The following is a 24,579-nucleotide window of genomic DNA, read 5'->3' on the forward strand; positions in this document are numbered from 1 at the left end:
GACGTTCCGACCCCTCTGCGGAACCGAGTCTTAGAACAGCGCCTTCTCGGCCAGCCAGTCCTTCGCGATCTGCGCGGCCGACTGCTGCTCGTTGACGCTCAGCGAGTTCAGCGCGACGAGGTCCTCGGGGGTGAGCGCGGCGCTCACCGTGTCGATGACCTTCGCCATCTCGTCGGTGACCTTCTCGCTCACCACAGGCACGACGTTCGAGGCGAGGAAGAGCCCCTCGGGGTCGTCCAGCGTCACGAGGTCGTTCGCGGCGATGTTGGGGTCGGCGCTGAAGATGTTGACCATCTGCACCTGGTCGTCGACGAGCGCCTTCAGGGTGAGCGGGCCGCCGTTGTCCTCGATCGGCGTGAACGCCACATCGACCCCGTAGACCGACTTCAGGCCCTCCGGCCCGTAGGGCCGGGTCGCCAGCTCGGAGTTGCCGCCGAGCGTGATCTGCGTGGTGACGTTCTTGAGGTCGGCCAGGCTCTTCACATTGTTGGTCTCGGAGAACGTCTTGGTGACGTTGTACGAGTCCTGGTCGGTGGCGGGCGACTGCTCGAGCACGCGCAGCCCGTCGGGCAGCGCGCCCTCGAGGGCGGTGTAGACGTCGTCGCTCGTCGTCGCCGTGGTGTCGGGCTCGAAGAACTGCAGCAGGTTGCCCGTGTACTCGGGGAAGACGTCGATCGAGCCGTCCTCGATCTCGGGCATGTAGACCTCGCGCTGCCCGATGCGGAACTGGCGGTCGACCGTGAAGCCGTTCTCCTCCAGCGCCTGCGCGTAGAGCTCGGCGATGATCTCGTTCGAGTAGTAGTCCTGCGAGCCGATGACGACGGTGTCGCCCCCGGAGCCGCCCGGCGAGGACGACTCGTCGAGCGGGTCGCCGCCGGAGGCGCAGCCGGCGAGGGCGGTCATCGCGCCGACGGCGACGGCCGCCAGGGCGATGCGGAGGGTGGTGCGTGCCGTGTTCATACTGGATTCCCTTCGGTGATGGTGCGTCGGGCAGCGGTGCGCGTGCGGACCGGCTTGCCGCCCGTGCGGGCGGAGCGGGCGAGGCGCACCCCGGTCGGAGTGACGAGGCGCTGCAGGATGGCGAACGCGCCGTCGACGACGAGGGCGAGCAGGATGACGAGGAGTGAGGCGCCGAGCATCTGCGCGTAGTCGCGCGTCTTCAACCCCTCGAAGATGAAACGACCGAGGCCGACGTCGGCCAGGTAGGCGGCGAGCATCGCGGTGGCGATGACCTGCAGCGCCGCCGAGCGGATGCCGCCCACCACGATCGGCATGCCGATGGGCAGCTCGACCTTGCCGACGATCTGCGTCTCGCGCATGCCCATCGCCCTGGCCGCGTCGACCGTGCGGCGGTCGACCGATTCGAAGCCCGCGTAGGCGCCCGCGAGCAGCGGCGGGATGGCGAGGATGACGAGCGCGAGCACGGGGGCGCGCAGGCCGATGCCGAGCCAGAGCCCGAACAGCGTCAGCACGCCGAGCGTGGGCAGGGCGCGGAGCCCGCCCGACACCATCACGGCGAGCTGCTTGCCGCGACCGGTGTGGCCGATCAGCCCGCCGATCGGCAGCGCGATGACGGCCGCGATGACGAGCACGACGGCCGAGACCGCCAGGTGCTGCAGCAGGCGCGCGCTGATGCCGCTCGGCCCGCCCCAGTTCGCCGGGTCGAGGAGCCAGGCGATCGCGTCGGCGAAGAGGTTCATGCCGGCTCACCCGCCTCGATCGGGACGGCCTGCGCCGAACTGCGCCGGCTCGGGGCGGCGCGCCGCGACCAGGGCAACAGCAGCCGGCCGGCGAGCACGCTCAGCGCGTCGAGGGCGAGCGCGAGCACCATCGTCGCGACGATGCCCGTGACGATCTCGGCCACGATGCCCCGCTGGAAGCCGTCGGTGAACAGGCTGCCGAGGCTCTGCACCCCGATCACGGCGCCGACCGTGACGAGGCTCACCGTGCTGACGATCACCACGCGGAGCCCGGCGAGCAGCACGGGGCCGGCGAGCGGCAGCTCGACGGCCCAGAACCGGCCGACGGCGGAGTACCCCATGGCGGTGGCCGCGAGGCGGGTGTCGGGCGAGACCGCGTCGAAGGCGTCGGCGGCCGTGCGCACCATGACCGCGATGCCGTAGAGCGTCAGCGCGACGACGAGGTTCAGCGGCGAGCGGATGCCGAAGCCGGTGATCGCCGGCAGGGCGATGAACAGCGCCAGCGAGGGGATCGCGTAGAGCACCCCGCAGAGCGTGAGCAGCACGCCTCTGGCCCACCGTTGCCGGTGCGCCAGGTAGCCGATCGGGATCGCGATCACGAAGCTCAGTATGATCGCCGGCACCGACAGTGCGAGGTGGACGAGCAGCAGCTCGCCGACGAGGCCCAGGTTCTGGACGAGCCAGTTCACGGTTCGAGGACTCCCGCCGGCCGGCCGTCCTCGTCGACGACGACGCGTCGGCCGTCGACCTCCTCGAGCCGCAGGCGGCGCCGGCCGCGGTCGGCGCCCACGAAGCCGCTGACGAAGTCGTCGGCCGGGCTCGCCAGGAACTCCGCCGGTTCGCCGGACTGCACCACCTTGCCGCCGGTGCGGAGCAGCACCACCTGATCGCCGAGGAGGAACGCCTCGTCGATGTCGTGGGTGACGAAGACGACCGTCTTGCCGAGCTCGCGCTGGAGCCGCCGGAGCTCCTGCTGGAGCTCCTGCCGCACCAGCGGGTCGACGGCGCCGAACGGCTCGTCCATGAGCAGGATGTTGGGATCGGCGGCGAGGCCGCGGGCGACGCCGACGCGCTGCTGCTGCCCGCCGGAGAGCTGCGCCGGGTACTTCTGCGCCAGCGAGGCATCCAGTCCGACCGTCTCGAGCAGCTCCATGGCCCTGGCCCGCGCCGGCTGGCGGCGCGTCCCCTTCAGCAGCGGCACCGTCATGACGTTGTCGAGCACGGTGCGATGCGGCAGGAGGCCCGAGTTCTGCATGACGTAGCCGATCGAGCGGCGCAGGCGCACCGGGTCGACCGTGGCGACGTCGGTGCCGTCGATGAGCACGGCCCCGTCAGTCGGATCCACCATCCGGTTGATCATGCGCAGCAGCGTGGTCTTGCCGGAGCCGGAGGTGCCGACGAGGACCGTGGTCGTGCGGGGCGGGACGACGAGGTCCACACCGCCGACCGCGACCGTGCCGTCCGGATACTGCTTGGTGACGCCGCGGAACTCGATCATGTATCGCTCTCCCCCGCCCGGTGGGTCCGAACGCGAGGACCAGCAAAACATCAATCCGGCCGGCGGGCAACGCCTCCATCGGCGCGGCGCGGGTGCGCTATGCTGCGGACTCCACCCGGCGACGGCCGCCGAGCGCGCCCTCGAGGTACTCGCGCACGACGCGCTTCGCCTCGCGGAGGTAGCGCTCGTCGCCCTCGGGGTCGCGCATGAACGCACGGTTGACGAGCGAGTCGACGAGCTCGATCGCGACGCCGAGGCGGAACCGCAGCTCCTCCCCGTCGCCCAGCTCGCCGAACTCGGCCTCGATGACGCTCGCGAGCCGGTCGGCGAACTCGGGCTCGATGCCGTCGTCGCTGAGCTCGCGCTCGGAGCCGTGCACCACGCTGAAGCCGGGCTCGTCGCGGTACAGGTCGATGCACGCATCGACGGCGAGCTCGACCGCGTGCCACCAGCCGTCGAACTCGGTGCCGTCGAAGAGGTCGGCGACCCGCTCGCGGTACCGCCGCACGCTGCGCTCGCGCAGCGAGTGCAGCACGGCGACGCGATCGGGGAAGTAGCGGTACACGGTGCCGATGGAGGCCCCGGCGCGTTCGGCCACCATCTGCGTGGTGAGCCGTTCGAAGCCGATCTCGTCGACGATCTCAGCAGCGGCGTCGAGCAGCGCATCGAGGCGCTGCGAGCTGCGACGCTGGGTCGGCTCGGTACGGACGGCACGCTTCCGGGCGTGGTCGGTACCGAGGATCAGGTCGACGTTCGACACGAAACCTCCTTGGACTTGCCTGGCTACTTTACCTGCCCGCCGGAGCCGATCCGACCGCGTGGACGGCGCGCGCCGCGGTTCGCCCCCGTCCACGCGGGCATGACAGACTGAGGGGATGCCGGCGAGCCCCCCCACCCCGCCCGGACCCCCCGCACGGACGGCCCGGCACGGCGCCGCACGCTTCGAGGACTGGGTGCACGAGGTCCGGGAGCGGTTCGCGAGGCGCCGCGGCCACATCCCCACGGTCGTCCCGTACACGGGGTACGGCTCGACGGACTGGGTCCGCGTGTTCTGCCGCGTGCTGCTCTCGAAGCCGCGCAGCGGCGACGAGCCAAGCGGGCGCCGGCGCCGGCGCCCCGGCCAGGAGAGCATCCGCGGCTGGCGCAGCTTCACGAGCGTCCCCGTCGGCGACGTCCCCGTCGTCATCCGCATCGGCGAGGTCCGCATCGAGGTGCTCGCCGACCGCGGCGGCGTGGTCGACACGAAGATCCCGGTCGAGCTCGCTCCTGGCTGGCACCGCGCGGTCCTGTCCACCGAGGGCTCGGCCGAGGTCGAGGCGCCGATCCTCGTCGTCTCGCCGGAGACCGACTTCGGCATCATCTCCGACGTCGACGACACCGTCATGGTGACCGCGCTCCCCCGACCGCTCGTCGCCGCCTGGAACACCTTCGTGCTCGCCGAGCACGCCCGCATCCCGACTCCGGGCATGGCGGTGCTGTTCGAGCGCCTCGCGCGCTCTCATCCGGGAGCACCGGTGATCTACCTCTCGACGGGAGCATGGAACGTCGCCCCGACGCTCACCCGCTTCCTCTCCCGGAATCTCTTCCCCGCCGGCCCCCTGCTCCTCACCGACTGGGGGCCGACGCACGATCGCTGGTTCCGCAGCGGCCGTGCGCACAAGGAGCAGAACCTGCGCCGGCTCGCCGAGGAGTTCCCCGGCATCCGCTGGCTGCTCATCGGCGACGACGGCCAGCACGACGAGGAGCTCTACGCGAGCTTCGCCGAGGAGCACCCCGAGCGCGTCGCCGCCGTCGCCATCCGCCGGCTCTCGACGGGCGAGGCGGTGCTCGCCGGCGGCCGCACGAAGACGGGCGAGCACGACGACGGCATCCCGTGGGTCTCGGCGAGCGACGGCTCCTCGCTCGCCGACCGTCTGGCCGAGGCCGGCGTCCTCACCGGCCGCGACGGAGCCGGCGACTGAGCCGGCTCGACTGAGTTGGCTCGGCAGCGCCGCGCATCGGCGGGCGGCGCGCATCGGCGGGCGGCGCGCCGCCTCAGTCGCGACGCGGCGCGGCCTGCTCGCGCGAACGGCGGAACCGGAGCAGCCCCCGATTCACCTGCCGCGCCCAGAAGGGCCCCCGGTAGATGAACGCCGAATACCCCTGCACGAGCGTCGCGCCCGCGTCGAGGCGGTCCTGCACATCGGCGGCCGTCGCCACGCCGCCGACCGAGACGACGCAGAGCTCCGCCGGGACCTCGGCGCGGATGAGCCGGAGCACCTCGAGCGAGCGGGCCGCGAGCGGCGCGCCCGACAGCCCCCCGGCGCCCTTCGCCTCGACCTCGGCGGCCGGCGTCTTGAGCCCCTCGCGGGAGATCGTCGTGTTCGTCGCGATGATGCCGTCGAGGCCCAGCCGCAGCACGAGCGCGCAGATGCGCCGCACCTCCTCGTCGGCGAGGTCGGGGGCGATCTTCACAAGCAGCGGCGTGCGCCCGGCGGCCGCGCGCACGGCCTCGAGCAGCGGCGCGAGGGCGTCGAGCTCCTGCAGGCCGCGCAACCCCGGCGTGTTCGGGGAGCTGACGTTCACGACCAGGTAGTCGGCGAAGGGGGCGAGCACGCCCGCGCTGCGCTCGTAGTCGGCGACGGCGTCCTCGACCGCGGTCACCCGGCTCTTGCCGATGTTGACGCCGAGGACGGGGCGGTGCGTGCGGCGGGAGAGCCGCGAGAGCCGGCCGGCCGCGGCATCCGCTCCCCCGTTGTTGAACCCCATCCGGTTGATGAGCGCCCGGTCCGCGACGAGGCGGAACAGCCGGGGCCGCTCGTTGCCGGGCTGCGCGATCGCGGTGATCGTGCCGACCTCGACATGGCCGAAGCCGAGGTTGCCGAGCCCGCGCACGGCGAAGCCGTCCTTGTCGAACCCCGCCGCCACGCCGAACGGGGAGGGGAAGCGCAGCCCGAGCGTCTCGACCGCGAGCGCGGGGTCAGGGGCGGTGAAGCGCTCGACGACGCGCCCGACCCCCAGGGTCGGCAGCGCGCGGATCACGCGGAAGGCGAGGTGGTGCGCGTCTTCGGGGTCGAGCTTCGACAGGAAGAGCGAGAAGAGGAGTCGATACATGCCGCAGCCAGGCTACCGGAGCCGACGCGCGGCTCCGCGCCTCGCGTCACTCCACCGGGCGGGCCGGAAGGCGGCCGTGCTCCTCGCGGAGCTGCGCGATCGCCGCGTCGAAGTCGTCGAGCGACTCGAACGCCTGGTAAACGCTCGCGAAGCGCAGGTAGGCGACCTCGTCGAGCTCGCGCAGCGGCGGCAGGATGGCGAGGCCGATGTCGTTCGCCTCGATCTGCGAGGCGCCCGTCGAGCGGATCGTCTCCTCGACCTTCTGCGCCAGCACGGCGAGGTCGGAGTCGGTCACCGGCCGCCCCTGGCACGCCTTGCGCACGCCCAGCACGACCTTCTCGCGGCTGAACGGCTCGACGACGCCGGAGCGCTTGATGACCACGAGGCTCGCCGTCTCGGTGGTCGAGAAGCGGCGACCGCATTCCGGGCACTGCCGACGACGTCGGATCGAGAGTCCGTCGTCGCTCGTGCGGGAGTCGATGACACGCGAATCTGGGTGGCGGCAGAACGGGCAGTACATGGTGTGCCAAGCCTACCCCCGGCCCGGTGGCCGGCTCAGCCCTCGGGGAACCGCGCCGTCACCGCTTCGCCGTGCGCCGGCAGGTCCTCCTCGGCGGACAGCGCGGCGATCACCGGTGCGACCTCCCGGAGCGCCCGCTCGTCGTACCTCACGATCTGCTGCGGCCGCAGGAACGTCGCCGCCGACAGGCCGGCGGCGTGCCGCGCCTGGCCGCCCGTCGGCAGCACGTGGTTGGAGCCGGCGGCGTAGTCGCCGAGGCTCACGGGCGAGTACGGGCCGAGGAAGATCGCCCCGGCGTTCTCGATGCCGGCGAGCACCGCGTCGGCGTCGCGCACCTGGATCTCGAGGTGCTCCGGTCCGAAGGCGTTCGCGAACGCCGCGGCCTGGGCGAGGTCGTCGACGAGCACGAGGGCGGACTGGGCGCCGCCGAGCGCCGCGAGCACGCGCTCGCGGTGCTTCGTCGCAGCGGCCCTGCTCGCGAGCCGCTCGAGCACCCGCGCGGCGAAGGGCTCGGAGTCGGTCACGAGCACCGAGGCCGCGAGCTCGTCGTGCTCGGCCTGGCTGATCAGGTCGGCCGCGACGAAGTCGGCGTCGGCCGCGTCGTCGGCGATGACCAGGATGTCGGTGGGACCCGCCTCCGCGTCGATGCCCGTGACCGAGGCGACGACGCGCTTCGCGGCCGCCACGTACACGTTGCCGGGTCCGGTGACGCGCTGGACCGGGTCGAGGCCGAGCTCGTCGACGCCGTAGGCGAAGGCCCCGATCGCACCCGCGCCACCCATCGCGTACACCTCGGTGATGCCGAGCAGCGCGGCGACGGCGGCGACGGTCGGGTGGATGCGACCGCCGTGCGCGGCCTGCGGCGGCGAGGCGAGCGCGATCGAGGCGACGCCGGCGGCCTGGGCGGGCACGACGTTCATCACGACGCTCGAGGGGTAGACGGCCTTGCCGCCGGGCACGTAGAGGCCGACCCGGGCGACCGGCTGCCAGCGCTGCTCGACGACGGCGCCGTCGGCGAGCACGGTGCGCTCGGGCGCTGGCACTTGCGCCGCGCTCGCCGCGCGGACGCGCTCGATCGTGGACTCGACGGCGCGGCGGATGCCGGGGTCGAGTGCGGCGAGCGCCTCGCGCAGCTCCGACTCGGGCACGCGGATGGCCGGCGGGCGCACCCGATCGAGGCGCTCCGCCTGGGCGAGCAGCGCCTGCTCGCCGTGCTCGCGGACCTCCTCGACGAGCGTGCGCGCGGTCTCGAGCGCGGCCGACACGTCGGTGGCGGCACGGGGCACGAGCGCGAGCAGCTCGCGCTGGGTCGGACGGGTTCCGCGGAGATCGATCGTTCGCAGCATCAGGGCTCCAGCCTAGCGAGGCCGCGCCCCGGGGCCGCGCCGCTCAGCTCAGGCAGTTCGGGCCGAGCAGGCTCTTCAGCTCGCCGTAGAAGTCGGCCGTCACGCGCACGGGATGCGGCACCTCGAAGACGCGGGCCGTGCCGCCCTTCAGGAGCCGGAGCCGCACCTCGGTGTCGCCGCGATGCCGGGCGAGCACCTCGCCGAGCGCGGTGATCGTGTCGGTCGTGGCGCGCACGTCCTGCAGCGAGATCATCACGGGCCCGGTCTCGTCGCCCTGCCCGAGGTCGGGGGTGAAGACGCTGAAGGCGTGCAGGTTCATGCCGTCGTCGCGCATGCTCACCCGGCCGCGGACGACCGCGATCGAGTCGGCCTGCAGCCCCGGTGCGAACTCCTGGTACGCCTTGCCCATGAACATGACGGTGATCTCGCCGGAGAAGTCCTCGACCTGGATCATGCCGTACTGGTTGCCGGAGGACTTCGCGATGCGGTGCTGGACGCTCGTGACGAGTCCGGCGACCACCACGGTGTCGCCGTCCTGCGTGTGCTCCGAGCTCGTGAGATCGGCGATGCTCGTGGAGGCGTGCTTCGCGAGCGGCACCTCGAGGCCGGCCAACGGGTGGTCGGAGACGTAGAGCCCGAGCATCTCGCGCTCGAACGCGAGCTTGGTGCTCTTCGGCCATTCGGGCCGCGGCGGCACCTGCGAGGCGACCTCGGACCCCTCGCCCTCGTCGAAGAGCTCGTCGAAGTTGAAGCCGGCCTGGCCCGTCGCTTCGACGCGCTTCGTCGCCACGGCGCCGTCGACCGCCGACTCGTGCGTCTCGATGAGCGCGCGCCGGGTGTCGCCGAGCGAGTCGAAGGCGCCCGCCTTGATGAGCGACTCGACCGTGCGCTTGTTCGCGACCTGCAGCGGGGACTTCTTCAGGAAGTCGTGGAACGACTCGAAGCGGCCCTTCTCGTCGCGGGCGGCGCGGATCGCGTCGACGACGTTGAACCCGACGTTGCGCACGGCGCCGAGGCCGAAGCGGATGTCGTCGCCGACGGCGGCGAAGAAGCCGATCGACTCGTTCACGTCGGGCGGCAGCACCTTGATGCCCATGCGGCGGCACTCGTTGAGGTAGAGCGCGAGCTTGTCCCGGGCGTCGCCCACGCTCGTGAGGAGCGCGGCCATGTACTCGGCCGGGTAATGGGCCTTGAGGTAGGCCGTCCAGTAGCTCAGCACGCCGTACGCGGCCGAGTGAGCTTTGTTGAAGGCGTAGTCGGAGAAGGGCAGCAGGATGTCCCAGAGCATCTTGATCGCGCCCTCGGAGTAGCCGTTGTCGAGCATGCCCTGCGAGAAGCCCGCGTACTGCTTGTCGAGCTCGGACTTCTTCTTCTTGCCCATCGCGCGGCGGAGGATGTCGGCCTGGCCGAGCGAGAAGCCGGCCACCCGCTGCGCGATCGCCATCACCTGCTCCTGGTAGATGATGAGGCCGTAGCTCGTGTCGAGGATGTCCTTCAGCGGCTCGGCGAGCTCGGGGTGGATGGGCGTGATCTCCTGCAGCCCGTTCTTGCGGAGCGCGTAGTTCGTGTGCGAGTTCGCGCCCATGGGACCGGGCCGGTAGAGGGCGATGACGGCCGAGATGTCCTCGAAGTTGTCGGGCTTCATGAGCCGGAGCAGCGAGCGCATCGGGCCGCCGTCGAGCTGGAACACGCCCAGGGTGTCGCCGCGGGACAGCAGATCGTAGGCGGGCTGGTCGTCGAGCGCCAGGTCTTCGAGCACCGGTCGGAAGCCCCGGTTCGCCTCGATGTTGTCGAGCGCATCATCGATGATCGTGAGGTTGCGCAGCCCCAGGAAGTCCATCTTGATGAGCCCGAGGGACTCGCACGCCGGGTAGTCGAACTGCGTGACGATCTGGCCGTCCTGCTCGCGCTTCATGATCGGGATGATGTCGATCAGCGGGTCGCTCGACATGATCACGCCGGCCGCGTGCACGCCCCACTGCCGCTTCAGGTTCTCGAGCCCGAGCGCGGTGTCGAAGACCGTGCGCGCCTCCGGGTCGGTCTCGATGATCGCCCGGATGTCGCCCGCCTCCTTGAAGCGCGGGTGGTCCTTGTCGACGATGCCCGACAGCGGGATGTCCTTGCCCATGACGGCCGGCGGCATCGCCTTCGTGAGCTTCTCACCCATCGAGAAGGGGAAGCCGAGCACGCGGCCCGAGTCCTTCAGCGCCTGCTTCGCCTTGATCGTGCCGTAGGTGACGATCTGCGCGACGCGCTCCTCGCCGTACTTCTCGGTGACGTACTTGATGACCTCGCCGCGCCGACGCTCGTCGAAGTCGACGTCGAAGTCGGGCATCGAGACGCGGTCGGGGTTCAGGAAGCGCTCGAAGATGAGGCCGTGCTGCAGCGGGTCGAGGTCGGTGATCTTCATCGCGTACGCGGCCATGGAGCCGGCGCCCGAGCCACGGCCCGGGCCGACCCGGATGCCGTTCTCCTTCGACCAGTTGATGAAGTCCGCGACGACGAGGAAGTAGCCGGGGAAGCCCATCTGGCTGATGACGCCGACCTCGTAGTCGGCCTGCTTGCGGACGTCGGCCGGGATGCCGTTCGGGTAGCGCAGGTGCAGCCCCTTCTCGACCTCCTTCACGAACCAGCTCTCCTCGTTCTCGCCCTGGGGCACGGGGAAGCGCGGCATGTAGTTCGCATTGGTGTTGAACTGCACGTCGCAGCGCTCGGCGATCGCGAGCGTGTTGTCGCAGGCCTCGGGGTGGTCGCGGAAGAGGTGCCGCATCTCGGCGGCGGTCTTCAGGTAGAACTCGTCGGCGTCGAACTTGAAGCGGTTCGGGTCGTCGAGGGTCGAGCCGGACTGCACGCACAGCAGCGCGGCGTGGCTCTTCGCGTCGTGGGCGTGGGTGTAGTGCAGGTCGTTCGTCGCGACGAGCGGGAGCCCGAGGTCTTTCGCGAGCCGGAACAGGTCGTCCATGATGCGCTTCTCGATGCCGAGACCGTGGTCCATGACCTCGCAGAAGAAGTTCTCGCGGCCGAAGATGTCGCGGAACTCCGCGGCCGCCTTGACCGCTTCGTCGTACTGGCCGAGCCTGAGGCGCGTCTGCACCTCGCCGGAGGGGCAGCCCGTCGTGGCGATGAGGCCCTTCGAGTACGTCTGCAGCAGCTCGCGGTCCATGCGGGGCTTGAAGTAGTAGCCCTCGATCGAGGCCCGGCTCGAGAGCCGGAAGAGGTTGTGCATGCCCTCGGTGGTCTCGGAGAGCAGCGTCATGTGCGTGTACGCACCGGAGCCGGAGACGTCGTCGCCGCCGCCGTCGCCCCAGCGCACGCGGGTCTTGTCACGACGGTCGGTGCGCGGCGTGAGGTACGCCTCGGTGCCGATGATCGGCTTGATGCCGGCGTCGGTCGCCTGCTTCCAGAAGTCGTAGGCGCCGAACACGTTGCCGTGGTCGGTGACCGCCACGGCGGGCATCTCGTGCCCCTGGGCGGCCTTGATGAGCTCCCCGATTCTCGCGGCGCCGTCGAGCATGGAGTACTCGGAATGGACGTGCAGATGAACGAAGGAATCGGCGGCCACGGGGCTCCTCATCGGGTGGTGCTGCTGGTGGATCTGGGGTGTGCTGCGAGTCTACGGCGACCCACCCACACCGTGGGCGGCGCCGGCTCAGTCGGCCCGCAGGATCTCGAGCGCGCGGGCGAGATCGGCCGGGTACTCGGACTCGTACGTCGTCCACTCCCCCGTGCCGGGGTGCGTGAAGGCGAGCTGCTTGGCATGCAGCCACTGGCGCTCGATCCCCAGCCGGGCCGAGATCGTCGGGTCGGCCCCGTACATCGCGTCGCCGACGCACGGGTGCCGCTGCGCGGCCATGTGCACGCGGATCTGGTGCGTGCGCCCGGTCTCGAGGTGCACCTCGAGCAGCGAAGCGGAGGGGAAGGCCTCGAGCGTCTCGTAGTGGGTCACGGCGTGCTTGCCGTCGGCGACCACCGCGAACTTCCACTCGGAGCGCGGATGGCGCCCCACGGGCGCGTCGATCGTGCCGGCGAAGGGATCGGGATGCCCCTGCACCACCGTGTGGTAGATCTTCTCGACCTCGCGGTCGTGGAAGGCGCGCTTCAGCGCCGTGTACGCCCGCTCGGACTTGGCGACCACCATGAGCCCGCTCGTGCCGGCGTCGAGGCGGTGGACCACGCCCTGCCGCTCCGGCGCGCCGGAGGTCGAGATGCGGAAGCCGGCCGCGGCGAGGGCGCCGACGACGGTGGGCCCGGTCCAGCCGAGCGAGGGATGCGCGGCGACGCCCGCGGGCTTGTCGACGACGACGAGCTCGTCGTCGTCGTGGATGATGCCGAGCTCGGGCACCGCGATCGGCTCGACCTCGAGCGTGCGCGGCGGCTCCCAGCTCACCTCGAGCCAGGCGCCGGCGCGCAGCCGGTCGGACTTGCCCGCCACGGCGCCGTCGAGGAGCACTCCGCCGGCCGAGGCGACCTCGGCCGCCTGGGTGCGCGAGAAGCCGAGCAGCTTCGCGAGCCCCTGATCGACGCGCGCGCCCTCGAGCCCGTCCGGGACGGGCAGGGAGCGGTGCTCCATCAGGACTCGCTCGGTCGAGGCGCGGAGAGGCTGGCGCGCGGGCCGGCCTCGGCCTCGCCGTCGGCGTCCGCGCTCGTCTGCGGCTCGGCCGCGACGGACTCGGACGCCTTCTCACCCTTGGGCTGACGCTCCTCGCGGGAGCCGTCGAGTCCGATGCCCCGGATCGTGAGGATCATGAACAGCGCCATGCTCGACACGATCGAGATGTCGGCGATGTTGTAGATCGCGGGGAGCATCCACGGCGTCGAGATGAAGTCGACGACGTGGCCGAGCCCGAAGCTCGGCTCCCGGAACAGCCGGTCGGTCAGGTTGCCGAGCACGCCGCCCAGCAGCAGTCCGAAGACCATGGCCCAGGCCACCGACTTGATGCGCCGGGCGAACCAGATGATGAAGGTGATGACGCCGGCCGCGAGGATCGTGAAGATCCAGGTCATCCCGCTCGCGAGCGAGAACGCCGCACCCGGATTCCGCACGAACTGGAACTCGAGCACCTGCCCGAGCACCTGAACCGTCTCGCCCTCGGTGAGGTTCGAGACGACCAGGTACTTGCTCAGCTGATCGAGGCCGTACGCCACCACTGCGGCGCCGGCGAGGACCAGGAGTGCGGTGGCGGTGCCGACCTTCGCGCTGCGCTCAGGCGCCAAAGCCCTGGAAGGTGGGCGCAGACTGCTCGCCCTGCGCCGAGGCGCTCACGGGGGCCGAGAAGCCCTGGTTGCCCGAGACCTGCACCGGGGAGGCGGTGTCGAGGTCGCGCAGCTGACCCTCGATGTAGCTCTTCAGCTTCTGGCGGTACTCGCGCTCGAAGACGCGCAGCTCGTCGACGCGCTTCTCGAGCGCGACGCGCTCCTGGTCGAGGATGCCGATCTGCTGACGCTGCTTCGCCTCGGCCTCGGCGACGAGGCGGGCCGCGGTCGCGTGCCCCTCGGCGATGAGCGCGTCGCGCTTCTCGACGCCCTCGCGCACGTGCTCCTCGTGGAGGCGGCGGGCGAGCTGGAGGAGGTTCGTCGTCGAGGTCTGCTCGTCGAGCTCCGACTGGGGGGTCGGCTGCTGCGTCGGCACGGCGACGGTGGCCGGCTGCGCGGCGGGCTCGGTGAACGCGGCTGGCGCGGGTGCCGCGGGGGCCGGCGCGGCCGGCTGGTCGGACGAACGGGCCTCTGCGGCGGCGAGGCGCTGACGCAGCTCCTCGTTCTCCTGGTTCAGTCGGCGCAGCTCGACGACCACCTCATCGAGGAAGTCGTCGACCTCGTCCTGGTCGTAGCCCTCACGGAACTTCGTCGCCTGGAAGCGCTTGTTGACCACATCTTCCGGAGTTAGCGCCATGGCTGCTCACCCTCAAATCTGTCGAAACTATCGAACTGTCGGATCACGTTCAGGTTACGGTATCACCCGGGTTCGGGCGACCGCAGGGCCGATCGTCTCGGCCCGCAATGCTCGCAGGAGATCGTCAGCCAGCGAGCGCGGTGACCTGCGAGAGCCAGGAGACCACGGTCATCGCCACGATGACGACGAGCATGGCCAGGCTCCACGCGAGATCGAGCGCCACGGGACCGAGGCGCAACGGCGGGACGAGCCGCCGGAAGAACTTGATGAGCGGATCGGTGATCGTGTACACGGCCTCGACCAGCACCAGCCAGCCGCCGCGCGGCCGCCAGCTGCGGTTGAAGGTGCGCACGAGATCGAGGACGAACCGCCCCCACATCACGAAGAAGTAGATGAGCAGCAGCGTCGAGAGGATGCTCCAGACGACGGAGAGGGCGCCCACCGCCGGCTACGCGCGCGTGAAGAACGACGCATCCACGTCGTCGTCGGCCTCGCCGCTCTCGCCGGAGATCACGACGTGCGCCGGCGAGAGCAGGAACACCTTGCTCGTGACGCGCTCGATCTTGCCGGAGAGGCCCTGCGAGAGGCCGCTCGCGAAGTCGATGAGACGCCGTGCGTCGTTGTCGGACATCTGCGACAGGTTGATGATCACCGGCACGCCCTCGCGGAAGGACTCGGCGATCACCTGGGCGTCGCGGTACTGGCGCGGGTGCACCGTGAGAATCTCGTTCATCTCCACCTGGGGGGCGACCGGCTGGACGTGCTGCTTGCGCAGCGGCGTCACCGGCGCCTGCTTCGGGGCGGCAGCCGCGACGGGCGCAGCCTGGGCGGGAGCAGCCTGGGCCGGCGCGGCGGCCTGCTGCTGGGGAGCCTCGGTCTCGAGCTCCTCGTCGGCGAGGCCGAGGTAGACCATGGTCTTCTTGAGCGGGTTCGACATCGCTGCCCTCCGGTGTTCTTCGTCTCTTCGAGGTTAACCGCGGTCCGGGCGATTCCCCGTGATTGCGGTGCCGATGCGCAGGTGTGTCGCACCCTCGGCGATCGCATCGGCGTAGTCGTGCGACATCCCCATCGACAGCGCGCCGGCCTCGGGCGCGAGCCGCTGCACGCGCTCCGAGAGCTCACGCACCCTCGCGAAGGCCGGCCGCGCCGGCTCGTCCAGCGGTGCGACGGCCATGAGGCCGAGGAGCCGCAGCCCCGGCGTCGCGAGCACGTGCTCGACGAGCGGTTCGAGCTCGGCCGGAGCCACCCCGCCCCGGCCGGGGTCGTCGGTCAGGTTCAACTGCACGAAGCAGTCGACGCTCGTCTCCTCCGAGCGCAGCACGTCGACGAGGGCCGTCCGGTCGATCGAGTGGATCACCGAGGCGTAGGCCCGGACCTGCCTGGCCTTCTTGCTCTGCAGCTGCCCGACGAAGTGCCAGCGGAGCTCCGGCTCGGCGAGCTCGGCCGCCTTCGCCTGCGCCTCCTGGTGGCGGTTCTCCCCCACGTCGCGCACGCCGAGCTCGAAGAGCTCGCGCACGAGCGAGGCGGGGTGGAACTTCGTCACGACGATCGTCGTGAGCTCCTCGGGCGATCGACCGGCCGCGGTCGCGGCATCCGAGATGCCGGTGCGGACCGCGGCCAGCCGCTCGGCGAGCTCGCTCACTTCAGGAAGTCGGGGATGTCGAGGTCGTCGCCGTCGTCGTCGAAGGCCGGGTCGGAGACGATCTGGTCCGCGGTGCTCGCGGTCGTCTCGGCCGAGCCCCAGCTGGCCGTCTCGACGAGTTCGTCGATGTCGATCTCGGCGATCGGGTCGCCGGGCTCACCGGACCCGAGCACCCCCGCCGCGCCGACGGCCGCACCGACCGCGGCGGGGACGGCGGCCTGCTGGCGCGCCTCGACCGCCTGCTTCGGCTGCGGCTCGCCGCCGTCGAAGCCCGCTGCGATGACGGTCACGCGCACCTCGTCGCCGAGGGTGTCGTCGATGACCGCGCCGAAGATGATGTTCGCCTCGGGGTGGACGGCCTCCTGCACGAGGCGCGCCGCGTCGTTGATCTCGAAGATGCCGAGGTTTGACCCGCCCTGGATCGAGAGCAGCACGCCGTGCGCGCCGTCGATGGATGCCTCGAGCAGCGGGCTGGCGACGGCGAGCTCGGCGGCTTTGATCGCCCGGTCGGCCCCTCTCGAGGAGCCGATCCCCATGAGCGCGGAGCCCGCGCCCTGCATGACGCTCTTCACGTCGGCGAAGTCGAGGTTGATGAGACCAGGGGTCGTGATGAGGTCGGTGATGCCCTGGACACCGGCGAGGAGCACCTGGTCCGCGGTCGAGAACGCCTCGAGCATCGAGATGCCGCGGTCGCTGATCTCCAGCAGCCGGTCGTTCGGCACCACGATGAGGGTGTCGACCTCTTCCTTCAGGCGCGCGACGCCCTGCTCGGCCTGGGTCTGGCGACGCTTGCCCTCGAAGCTGAACGGCTTCGTGACGACACCGATGGTGAGCGCGCCGATCGACTTCGCGATCCGCGCGACGACCGGGGCGCCGCCGGTGCCGGTGCCGCCGCCCTCGCCGGCGGTGACGAAGACCATGTCGGCGCCGGCCAGCGCCTCCTCGATCTCCTCGGCGTGGTCCTCGGCGGCACGTCGACCGACCTCGGGGTCGGCGCCGGCGCCGAGCCCGCGGGTGAGGTCGCGGCCGACGTCGAGCTTGACGTCGGCGTCACTCAGCAGCAGCGCCTGCGCATCGGTGTTGATGGCGATGAACTCGACGCCGCGCAGGCCCAGCTCGATCATGCGGTTGACGGCGTTCACGCCGCCGCCGCCGATGCCGACGACCTTGATGACGGCGAGGTAGTTCTGGTTTGTCGACATGTTCGGCCTTCCCTGGGAACCTTGAACCTCTAGTCGAAGGTTAAAGTTTTGCTGAGTATGCAATTCCTGAGAACGACGGTAGGTCCCAGGTGCCGCCTGGGCGACGACGACACTCCGCGTGTCGCGAACGGATCGCCCGATTCGGCCTCTGAGCGCCGAATCCGCCCCCTCGGGGACCGGATCAGCCGGTGACCGGGCTCGTCGGCGCCGAGACGTCGTACTGGCCGACCGAATCCGGCGGGGCGTTCTTCATGAGCCCGGCGAGCACGACCGCCTTCAGGGCGGAGTCCTCGGCGCTCCCCCACACCACCGCGGCGCCGCTCGAGAGCTCGAGCCGCACGTCGTCCGCCGTCTCGGCGGTCACGCGCACGAGCTGGCTCCTGACGTCGTCGGGCAGCGCGCGCACGACGCCGGCCGCCGCGCGGAACCCAGGCCCGTTCATCGCCCCGGCCTCGATCAACGGCTGGCCCTCCGGGCGCTCGGCCGGCCGGTCGATGACGACCCCGGCGGCGTCGACGAGCTCGAGCCCGTCGTCGCCCTGCACGACCCCCACCGGCGTGCGCTCGGTGATGCGGACGATGAGGGTACCGGGCGGCACCAACTCGGTCGAGTACGTCTCGATGAGGGGGAAGGCGCGGAGCGCCGTGTTCACGTCGCCGGAGCCGATGAGCGGGAGCGGCGTGCCCAGTTCGCCGTCGAACGCCGCCTGGATCTGCTCCGGCGGGATGCGCGAGGCGCCCTCGACGCGCACCTCGCGCAGCGCCATGGCCGGCGAGTACGCGATGGCGAGCACTCCGCCGACGAACAGCGCCGCAGCCCCGAGGCCGATCAGCCACGCCCGTCGGCGACGACGGGTGTGCGCCGTGAACCGGCGGACCTCGCGGCGCTCGTAGCGGCGCCTCGCGCGCTCGGCCGCGGCCAGCGCCTTCCGCGCCGCCCGGGCCTCCGCAGCGGCCGAGGCGGCGGGCGACGGACGGTCGCGCGCGGGTGCCGCCCGGCCGCCGTCGTCGCGCTCCACGGGCTCGCCGCCCGGGGCGACGAGCGGCGCGGTGCCGAGCGGGACCGTCGCGTTCGGGTCGTCGCCGATGACGGGCACCGGTGCGGTGACGGCATCGGGCTCGACGGGCCCCGCCGTCCCGCCCCGGCGGAGCGGGACCGCCGCGGGCGCCTCCGGCTCGCTCGGGAGCGGACGCGCGCGGCCGGGCCGCGAGGTGCGCGGCCCGTCGAATCCCTGCGGCCGCTTCACGCGGGCCCCGGGCTCACCCGCGCTCCCGCTCGAGCGAGGCGAGCAGCTGCGGCACGATGCGGTAGACGTCGCCGCAGCCGAGGGTGATCACGAAGTCGCCGTCGCGCGCGATGTGCGCGGTGTGGTCGGCCGCCTCCTGCCAGTCGGCGATGAACGCCACCCGCCCGGCGTCGTCGAAGCGCTCGCTCACGAGCGCCCCGGTCACGCCGGGGACCGGGTCCTCCCTGGCGCCGTAGACGTCGAGCACGACGGTCTCGTCGGCGTACTGCTCGAGGACTTCGGCGAACTCCTTCGCGAACGCCTGCGTGCGGCTGTAGGTGTGCGGCTGGTGCACGGCGATGATCCGCCCCTCGCCCACGACCGTCCGGGCGGCCGCGAGGGCCGCGGCGACCTCGGTCGGGTGGTGCGCGTAGTCGTCGTAGACGCTCACGCCGCCGACGGTGCCGTGCAGCTCGAAGCGGCGGCCGGTGCCGGCGAAGCCGGCGATGCCGTCGAGCGCGAGCTGCGGGTCGAAGCCGAGGCCCACCAGCACGGCGAAGGCGCCCGCGGCGTTGATCGCGTTGTGCCGGCCCGGCACGCGCAGCCTCGCCCGGTAGTCGGCGCCCCGGTAGCTCAGCGCGAAGGCGACCGGTCCGTCGGTCTCGATCGAGTGCACGCGCACCGTCGCGCCCTCCGCCTCGCCGAAGCTCACGATGCTCGCGTGCGAGAGCCGCTCGGTGACGCGCAGCGCCCCGGCGTCGTCCGAGGAGATCACGACGAGCTCACGGGCCCGGTCGGCGAAGTCGACGAAGGCCTGCTCGAAGGCCGCTCGCGAACCGTAGTGGTCGAGGTGGTCGGGGTCGACGTTCGTGATGAGCGCGACCGAGGTGTCGTAGAGCAGGAAGGAGCCGTCGGACTCGTCGGCCTCGACGACGAAGAGTTCGCCGTCGCCGGCGGCCGCACTCACGCCGAGCCCCTCGATGACCCCGCCGTTCACGAAGTTCGGCCGGGCGCCGAGCGCGAGCAGGCCGGTCACGATCATGCCGGTCGAGGTCGTCTTGCCGTGCGCGCCCGCGACCGAGACGAGCCGGCGGCCGCCGATGAGCGCCGCGAGCGCCTGCGAGCGGTGCAGGACCGGCACCCCGCGCTCGAGCGCGAGCTGGTACTCGGGGTTGTCCTGCCAGAGCGCACCGGTGACGACGACGGTGTCGACGTCGTCGGGGAGGTTCGCCGCATCGTGCCCGATGGCGATCTCCGCGCCGAGTTCGCGCAGCGCCTGCACGTTGGCGGAGTCCCGCACATCGGACCCCGTCACGCGGTGCCCGTCGCCGAGCACGAGTCGCGCGATGCCGCTCATTCCGGATCCGCCGATGCCGACGAAGTGCACGTTGCCGAGCTCGGCGGGGATCTCGGTGGAGGGGTCGGGCTTGATCGTCACGTCGGGTGGCTCTTCCTCGCTGGTCGGTGTCTGCTCGGGAGCGCGATGCTCCCCTTCCACGTTACGCGCCTTCCGGCGCAGCGCGGCTCAGGCGTGCGGCTCGGTCGCCGCGTCGATGAGCGCGACGAAGCGCTCGGTGCCGTCACGGAACCCCGTGCCGAGCGCCAGCCGGCCCATCTCCGCGATGCGTGCGGGGTCGGCGAGGAGCGGCAGCACCTCGGAGGCGAACCAGTCGGGGGTGAACTGCGCGTCGTCGACGAGGATGCCGCCGCCCGCCGCGACCACGCCCGCCGCGTTGAAGCGCTGCTCGCCATTGCCCACGGGGTAGGGCACGTACACAGCCGGGATGCCGAGCGCCGAGAGTTCGCTGACGGTCGCCGCTCCCGCGCGCGAGACCGCGAAGTCCGCGAGCGCGAGGGCCAGGTCCATCCGGTCCGCGTACGAGACGAAGCGGTAGCCCTCGACCCCGGGATCGCTCGCCTCGGCGGTGCCGCCAGCGATGTGCAGCACCTGCCAGCCGGCATCCACGATCCGCTGCGCGGAGTCGACCATCGTGCCGTTGATCCGTCGGGCGCCGAGCGAGCCGCCGGTGGCGAGCAGCACCGGCCGCGCGGCATCCAGTTCGAAGTACGCGGCGGCCTCGGCTCGCGACGCCGCGCGATCGAGCTGCTCGATCTCGCGACGGAGCGGCATGCCGACGAGCTGCGCACCGCGCAGCGGCGTGCCGGCGAAGGCCACGCCGACGCCGGCGGCCCAGCGCGCGCCGAGGCGGTTGGCGAGGCCGGGACGGGCGTTCGCCTCGTGGATGACGACCGGCACACCCGCGCGCCGCGCCGCGAGGTACGCGGGCGTCGAGACGTAGCCGCCGAACCCGACGACGACGTCGACGCCGTGCTCGGCGATGAGCTCCCGCACGATGCCGATCGAGCGGCCGAACGCCCGGGGGAAGCGCAGCGCCGCGGCGTTCGGACGCCGCGGGAACGGCACCTTCGGGATCGTGAGCAGCCGGTAGCCGCGCTGCGGGACGAGGCGAGACTCCAGGCCCTCCGCGGTGCCGAGCACGAGCACGACGGAGTCGGGCTCGCGTTCGCGCAGTCGGTCGGCGACGGCGAGCAGGGGGTTCACGTGGCCGGCGGTGCCTCCGCCGGCGAGGAGGTAGACGGTCATCGCGCGGCGCCCGCCGTCGCCGGGACGCTCCCGCGCAGCCAGCGGCCGCTGCCGCCCCCGTCCGGGTTCCGCGCGACCGAGAGCACGATGCCGATCGCGAAGAGGGTCGTGAGGAGGGCCGTGCCTCCAGCGGAGACGAGCGGAAGGGGGACGCCAAGGACCGGGAAGACGCGGAGCACGACACCGATATTGACACACGCCTGCACGATGACCCACACCATGACCGAAGCCGTGGCCGCTTTGCCGAAGGGCGTGCGGGCGCCGCGCAGCACCCGGGCGAAGGCGATCGCGAGCAGCACGAACATGGCGATCACGACGATCGCGCCGATCAGGCCGAGCTCCTCGCCGATGATCGCGAAGATGAAGTCGTTCGCCGCCGCGGGCAGCCACGACCATTTGGCCGCCGAATTGCCGAGGCCGACGCCGAACACCCCGCCGTTCGCGAGGGCGAAGGTGCCGTGCTGGATCTGCCAGCACGCGTCCACGTCGACCTTGGTGCAGCTCTCCTGCACGAAGCTCATGATGCGCTTCATGCGGTTCTCGCTCGAGAAGGCGACGATCACGAACAGCAGGGCGGCGACGAGCACCGGGCCGATGAGCAGGCGGATCCGGATGCCCACGAGGAACAGCGCGCCGATCAGCATGGCGCCCATGATCATGACCGTGCCGAGGTCGCCGCCGAGGAGCACGAGGCCGATCGAGCCGCCGCCGACGAGCAGGATCGGCAGCACGCCGTGCACGAAGTCGCCCAGCTGGGCCTGCTTCTTCGTCACGATGAGCCCGAGCCACATCACCATCGAGACCTTGATCATCTCCGAGGGCTGGAACTGGAACCCGGCGATCGAGATCCAGTTCGTGTTGCCGCCGACCTCGACGCCGAGCGGCGTCGCGACGACGAGAAGCTGCATGAGGCACGAGACCGCCATGGCCGGCCAGGCGAGCAGCATCCACACCCGTTGCGGCATCCGGCTCGCGAGCAGCATGACCGGCACGCCGACGGCCGCGAACGCGGCCTGCCGGCCGATCTGCACGAAGGCGCCGCCGTCCTCGATGCGGGACTCCACCACCGAGGAGGAGAGCACCATGACGAGGCCGAAGACGACGAGGAAGAGCGTGGTGCCGAGCAGCAGGTAGAAGTCGCCCGACTCCACGCGGAGCACCCGCCCGAAGCGGATCCGGGCCGCGGCCATCCCGCGCGGCTCGGTGGAGGGCTCCCCGCCGGCGGCGTCAGTCCTGATCGGCTCGGGGGTCGGCTGCGGTGCCATCGGCATCCGCCTCACCTCCCAGCATCGCTCTGACCGCCTCGTGGAATCTGCGACCGCGGTCCGCGTAGTCGGTGAATTGGTCCATCGACGCCGCCGCCGGCGCGAGCAGCACGGTGTCGCCCTGCTCGGCCACCGAGGCCGCCAACGCGACCGCCTCGGGCATCACGTTCTCAGTGTCCGGCGCGAGGACCTCGAAGAGCGGCAGTTCGGGCGCGTGTCGGCGGAACGCCGCGACCAGCTCGTCGCGAGCCGTCCCGATCACGATCGCGGCCCGGAGCCGGCCGACGTGCGCCGCGACGAGCGAATCGGCGTCGACGCCCTTGAGCAGACCGCCCACGATCCAGACCACCCGGCCGAAGGCCTTCAGCGAAGCCTGCGCGGCATGCGGGTTCGTCGCCTTGGAGTCGTCGATCCACCGCACGCCGCCGGCGATCGCGACGGTCTCGATGCGGTGCGCGTCGAGCCGGAACTCCCCCAGCGCGTCGTGGATGATGCCGACGGGGACGCCCGCGGCCCGGGCGAGCGCCGCGGCGGCGAGGATGTTCTGCACGATGTGCGGGGCGTCGAGCCCGCGCGGCTCGAGCTCGGCGACCGTGATGATCTCGAGCGCCGTGCGGTGCCGGTCGTCGAGGAAGGCGCGGTCGCAGAGGATGCCCTCGACGACGCCGAAGTCGCTCGGTCCGGGCACGTCGAGCCCGAAGCCGATGGCGCGTGCGCCCTCCTCGACCTCCGCCTCCTCGACCATGAGCCGCGTCGCCTCGTCGGCCCGGTTGTAGACGCAGGCGAGCCTGGTGTTCGCGTAGACCTTGGCCTTCGCGTCCCGGTAGCCCGCGAAGGAGCCGTGCCAGTCCAGGTGGTCGTCGGCGAGGTTCAGGCAGACGCTCGCGAGCGGATGCAGTGCGCCGGGCCCTGCGGTGGGCACGTGATGCAGCTGGTAGCTCGACAGCTCGACGACGAGCACGTCGAAGCCCTGCGGGTCTCGCACGGCGTCGAGCACCGGCACGCCGATGTTGCCGCACGGTGCCGCGCGCAGGCCGTTGGCGGCGAGGAACGTCGCGGCGAGCTGCGTCGTCGTCGTCTTGCCGTTCGTGCCGGTGACGAGGATCCACTCGGCGGTCTCGACCTTGTCGCGGACGCGCCAGGCGAGCTCGATGTCGCCCCAGACCGGGACGCCCTCCGTCCCGGCCCACTCGAGCACGGGATGGTCGGGGTGGAACCCGGGCGAGGCCACGAGGAGTTCGGGCGCGAACTCGGCGAGCTCGCCGGGCACCGTCTCGAGCGGGTCGGTGACGAGCCGGGCGCCGATGACCTCCAGGATGCGGGCGCGATCGTCGTCGCGCGCCGGGGCGAGCACGAGCACCTCCGCGCCGAGCTCGGTGAGGGTGTCGGCGACGGCGAAGCCGGTGACGCCGAGGCCGAGGACCGCGACCCTCAGTCCGGTCCAGTCGGCGTGCCAGCTGGTGAGCCCGTCGAGCCGCTCGGCAGTGGCGCCGGGCATCAGCTCTGGAGCCATTCGAGGTAGAAGGTGCCGACGCCGGCGGCGACGAGGAGGCCGCCGATGATCCAGAACCGCACGACGATGGTGACCTCGGCCCACCCCTTCAGCTCGAAGTGGTGATGGATCGGGCTCATCAGGAAGATCCGCTTGCCGTGCGTGAGCTTGAAGTACGCCCGCTGCACGATCACCGACCCCGTCTCGATCACGAACAGCCCGCCGATCAGGACCAGCAGCAGCTCCGTACGGCTCACGATCGCCAACGCCGCGAGCGCCCCGCCCAGCGCGAGCGACCCCGTGTCGCCCATATAGATCTTCGCCGGGTTCGTGTTCCACCACAGGAAGCCGATGAGTCCACCCACGATCGCCGTCGCGACGATCGCGAGATCGAGCGGGTCGCGGACCTCGTAGCAGCGGTAGGCATCCGCCTGATTCAGATTCGGATTCGCGCAGGCCTGGTTGAACTGCCAGAAGCCGATCACGACGAACGAGCCGATCGCGAGGATCGACGCCCCGCCCGCGAGCCCGTCCAGCCCGTCGGTCACGTTCACCCCGTTCGACGCCGCCGTCGAGATCAAACAGATCCACACCACGTACAGGACGGTGCCCGCGATCGTGCCGAACACCATGAAGTCCAACGGCAGATCCCGGATGAACGAGATCTTCGTATCCGCCGGCGTCGTGCCCTGCGCATTCGGGAACTGCAACGCCAACACCGCGAACGTCCCCGCGACCACGACCTGCCCGGCGACCTTCGCCCAACCCCCCAGGCCCAGGCTCTGCTTCTTCCGCGTCTTCAAGAAATCGTCGATGAACCCGACCACCCCGAGCCCGACCATCATGAACAGCACCAACAGCCCCGACGCCGTGGCACCCTCACCATTGATCAGCGTCGCCCCGAAATACCCGAACAAGGCACCCAGGATGAAGATGATCCCACCCATCGTGGGCGTGCCCCGCTTCACATGATGCGACTGCGGCCCGTCATCACGGATGAACTGCCCCCACCCCAACCGCGTGAACAACCGGATGAACAACGGGGTCAGAAAGAGCGTGAAGGCGAGCGACAAGGCTCCAGCGGTCAGCAGTGCTCTCACG

At 71.4% G+C, this 24,579-nt stretch carries 23 protein-coding genes; 1 reads left to right on the forward strand and 22 read right to left on the reverse strand.

The window, feature by feature from the left end; genetic code table 11:
- Window positions 1-30 precede the first annotated feature (30 nt).
- The 5 genes from IEY71_RS16665 to IEY71_RS16685 form a co-directional block, all read right to left on the reverse strand.
- Window positions 31-960, reverse strand: a complete 930-nt coding sequence (locus IEY71_RS16665; RefSeq protein WP_189086498.1) for an ABC transporter substrate-binding protein — start codon at window positions 958-960, stop codon at window positions 31-33.
- Window positions 957-1,700, reverse strand: a complete 744-nt coding sequence (locus IEY71_RS16670) for an ABC transporter permease (protein WP_189086499.1) — start codon at window positions 1,698-1,700, stop codon at window positions 957-959. The genes IEY71_RS16665 and IEY71_RS16670 overlap by 4 nt, the downstream gene beginning before the upstream one ends.
- Entirely contained in the window at window positions 1,697-2,389 is a 693-nt protein-coding gene (locus tag IEY71_RS16675; protein WP_189086500.1) for an ABC transporter permease, read from the reverse strand. The genes IEY71_RS16670 and IEY71_RS16675 overlap by 4 nt, the downstream gene beginning before the upstream one ends.
- Complete coding sequence (locus tag IEY71_RS16680) at window positions 2,386-3,198, reverse strand: ABC transporter ATP-binding protein (protein WP_189086501.1); 813 nt, start codon at window positions 3,196-3,198, stop codon at window positions 2,386-2,388. Before IEY71_RS16680 ends, IEY71_RS16675 begins: the two co-directional genes overlap by 4 nt.
- Window positions 3,199-3,295: 97 nt before the next feature.
- Window positions 3,296-3,958, reverse strand: coding sequence for a TetR/AcrR family transcriptional regulator (locus IEY71_RS16685; RefSeq protein WP_189086532.1), 663 nt, complete (start codon window positions 3,956-3,958; stop codon window positions 3,296-3,298).
- A 115-nt stretch (window positions 3,959-4,073) separates the two neighbouring features.
- Between IEY71_RS16685 and IEY71_RS16690 the strand changes: the two genes are divergently transcribed.
- Window positions 4,074-5,159 carry an App1 family protein phosphatidate phosphatase gene (locus IEY71_RS16690; protein ID WP_189086502.1) on the forward strand — a complete coding sequence of 362 codons (1,086 nt, stop codon included), beginning with the start codon at window positions 4,074-4,076 and terminating at the stop codon, window positions 5,157-5,159.
- 73 nt (window positions 5,160-5,232) lie between these two features.
- Here the strand turns inward: IEY71_RS16690 and IEY71_RS16695 are convergent, their stop codons facing one another.
- From IEY71_RS16695 to mraY, 17 genes are all read right to left on the reverse strand, one after another.
- On the reverse strand, window positions 5,233-6,291 hold the full coding sequence (locus IEY71_RS16695; protein ID WP_189086503.1) for a quinone-dependent dihydroorotate dehydrogenase: 1,059 nt from the start codon (window positions 6,289-6,291) through the stop codon (window positions 5,233-5,235).
- Window positions 6,292-6,337: 46 nt separating this feature from the next.
- Window positions 6,338-6,811 carry a transcriptional regulator NrdR gene (gene nrdR, locus IEY71_RS16700; protein WP_189086504.1) on the reverse strand — a complete coding sequence of 158 codons (474 nt, stop codon included), beginning with the start codon at window positions 6,809-6,811 and terminating at the stop codon, window positions 6,338-6,340.
- A gap of 35 nt (window positions 6,812-6,846) precedes the next feature.
- Window positions 6,847-8,157 carry a histidinol dehydrogenase gene (gene hisD / locus IEY71_RS16705; protein ID WP_189086505.1) on the reverse strand — a complete coding sequence of 437 codons (1,311 nt, stop codon included), beginning with the start codon at window positions 8,155-8,157 and terminating at the stop codon, window positions 6,847-6,849.
- A 43-nt stretch (window positions 8,158-8,200) separates the two neighbouring features.
- Entirely contained in the window at window positions 8,201-11,671 is a 3,471-nt protein-coding gene (dnaE, locus tag IEY71_RS16710) for a DNA polymerase III subunit alpha (protein WP_229781817.1), read from the reverse strand.
- 135 nt (window positions 11,672-11,806) lie between these two features.
- Window positions 11,807-12,727: an RluA family pseudouridine synthase gene (locus IEY71_RS16715; protein ID WP_189086507.1), complete on the reverse strand. Its 921-nt coding sequence runs from the start codon at window positions 12,725-12,727 to the stop codon at window positions 11,807-11,809.
- Window positions 12,727-13,371 carry a signal peptidase II gene (gene lspA, locus IEY71_RS16720; RefSeq protein ID WP_189086508.1) on the reverse strand — a complete coding sequence of 215 codons (645 nt, stop codon included), beginning with the start codon at window positions 13,369-13,371 and terminating at the stop codon, window positions 12,727-12,729. Before lspA ends, IEY71_RS16715 begins: the two co-directional genes overlap by 1 nt.
- On the reverse strand, window positions 13,361-14,047 hold the full coding sequence (locus IEY71_RS16725) for a DivIVA domain-containing protein (RefSeq protein ID WP_189086509.1): 687 nt from the start codon (window positions 14,045-14,047) through the stop codon (window positions 13,361-13,363). The genes lspA and IEY71_RS16725 overlap by 11 nt, the downstream gene beginning before the upstream one ends.
- Before the next feature lie 124 nt (window positions 14,048-14,171).
- Window positions 14,172-14,489 (reverse strand): YggT family protein, encoded by a 318-nt coding sequence (locus IEY71_RS16730; protein WP_189086510.1) that lies wholly within the window; start codon window positions 14,487-14,489, stop codon window positions 14,172-14,174.
- A 6-nt stretch (window positions 14,490-14,495) separates the two neighbouring features.
- The gene (locus IEY71_RS16735; RefSeq protein WP_189086511.1) at window positions 14,496-14,984 is read right to left on the reverse strand and encodes a cell division protein SepF; all 489 of its coding nucleotides are present in this window, start codon (window positions 14,982-14,984) and stop codon (window positions 14,496-14,498) included.
- A gap of 33 nt (window positions 14,985-15,017) precedes the next feature.
- Complete coding sequence (locus IEY71_RS16740; protein WP_189086512.1) at window positions 15,018-15,689, reverse strand: YggS family pyridoxal phosphate-dependent enzyme; 672 nt, start codon at window positions 15,687-15,689, stop codon at window positions 15,018-15,020.
- Entirely contained in the window at window positions 15,686-16,891 is a 1,206-nt protein-coding gene (gene ftsZ, locus IEY71_RS16745; protein WP_189086513.1) for a cell division protein FtsZ, read from the reverse strand. The genes IEY71_RS16740 and ftsZ overlap by 4 nt, the downstream gene beginning before the upstream one ends.
- Window positions 16,892-17,072: 181 nt before the next feature.
- Window positions 17,073-18,137: a cell division protein FtsQ/DivIB gene (locus IEY71_RS16750; protein WP_229781815.1), complete on the reverse strand. Its 1,065-nt coding sequence runs from the start codon at window positions 18,135-18,137 to the stop codon at window positions 17,073-17,075.
- 13 nt (window positions 18,138-18,150) lie between these two features.
- Entirely contained in the window at window positions 18,151-19,554 is a 1,404-nt protein-coding gene (murC, locus tag IEY71_RS16755) for a UDP-N-acetylmuramate--L-alanine ligase (protein ID WP_189086514.1), read from the reverse strand.
- Window positions 19,555-19,641: 87 nt separating this feature from the next.
- Window positions 19,642-20,721: a UDP-N-acetylglucosamine--N-acetylmuramyl-(pentapeptide) pyrophosphoryl-undecaprenol N-acetylglucosamine transferase gene (locus IEY71_RS16760; protein WP_189086515.1), complete on the reverse strand. Its 1,080-nt coding sequence runs from the start codon at window positions 20,719-20,721 to the stop codon at window positions 19,642-19,644.
- The gene (gene ftsW / locus IEY71_RS16765) at window positions 20,718-21,986 is read right to left on the reverse strand and encodes a putative lipid II flippase FtsW (protein ID WP_189086516.1); all 1,269 of its coding nucleotides are present in this window, start codon (window positions 21,984-21,986) and stop codon (window positions 20,718-20,720) included. Before ftsW ends, IEY71_RS16760 begins: the two co-directional genes overlap by 4 nt.
- Complete coding sequence (gene murD / locus IEY71_RS16770) at window positions 21,949-23,484, reverse strand: UDP-N-acetylmuramoyl-L-alanine--D-glutamate ligase (protein ID WP_189086517.1); 1,536 nt, start codon at window positions 23,482-23,484, stop codon at window positions 21,949-21,951. The genes ftsW and murD overlap by 38 nt, the downstream gene beginning before the upstream one ends.
- On the reverse strand, window positions 23,484-24,578 hold the full coding sequence (mraY, locus tag IEY71_RS16775) for a phospho-N-acetylmuramoyl-pentapeptide-transferase (protein WP_189086518.1): 1,095 nt from the start codon (window positions 24,576-24,578) through the stop codon (window positions 23,484-23,486). The genes murD and mraY overlap by 1 nt, the downstream gene beginning before the upstream one ends.
- Window position 24,579 lies beyond the last annotated feature (1 nt).

Origin of the sequence: Agromyces mediolanus (assembly GCF_014648575.1) — a bacterium.
GTDB classification, from domain to species: domain Bacteria; phylum Actinomycetota; class Actinomycetes; order Actinomycetales; family Microbacteriaceae; genus Agromyces; species Agromyces mediolanus.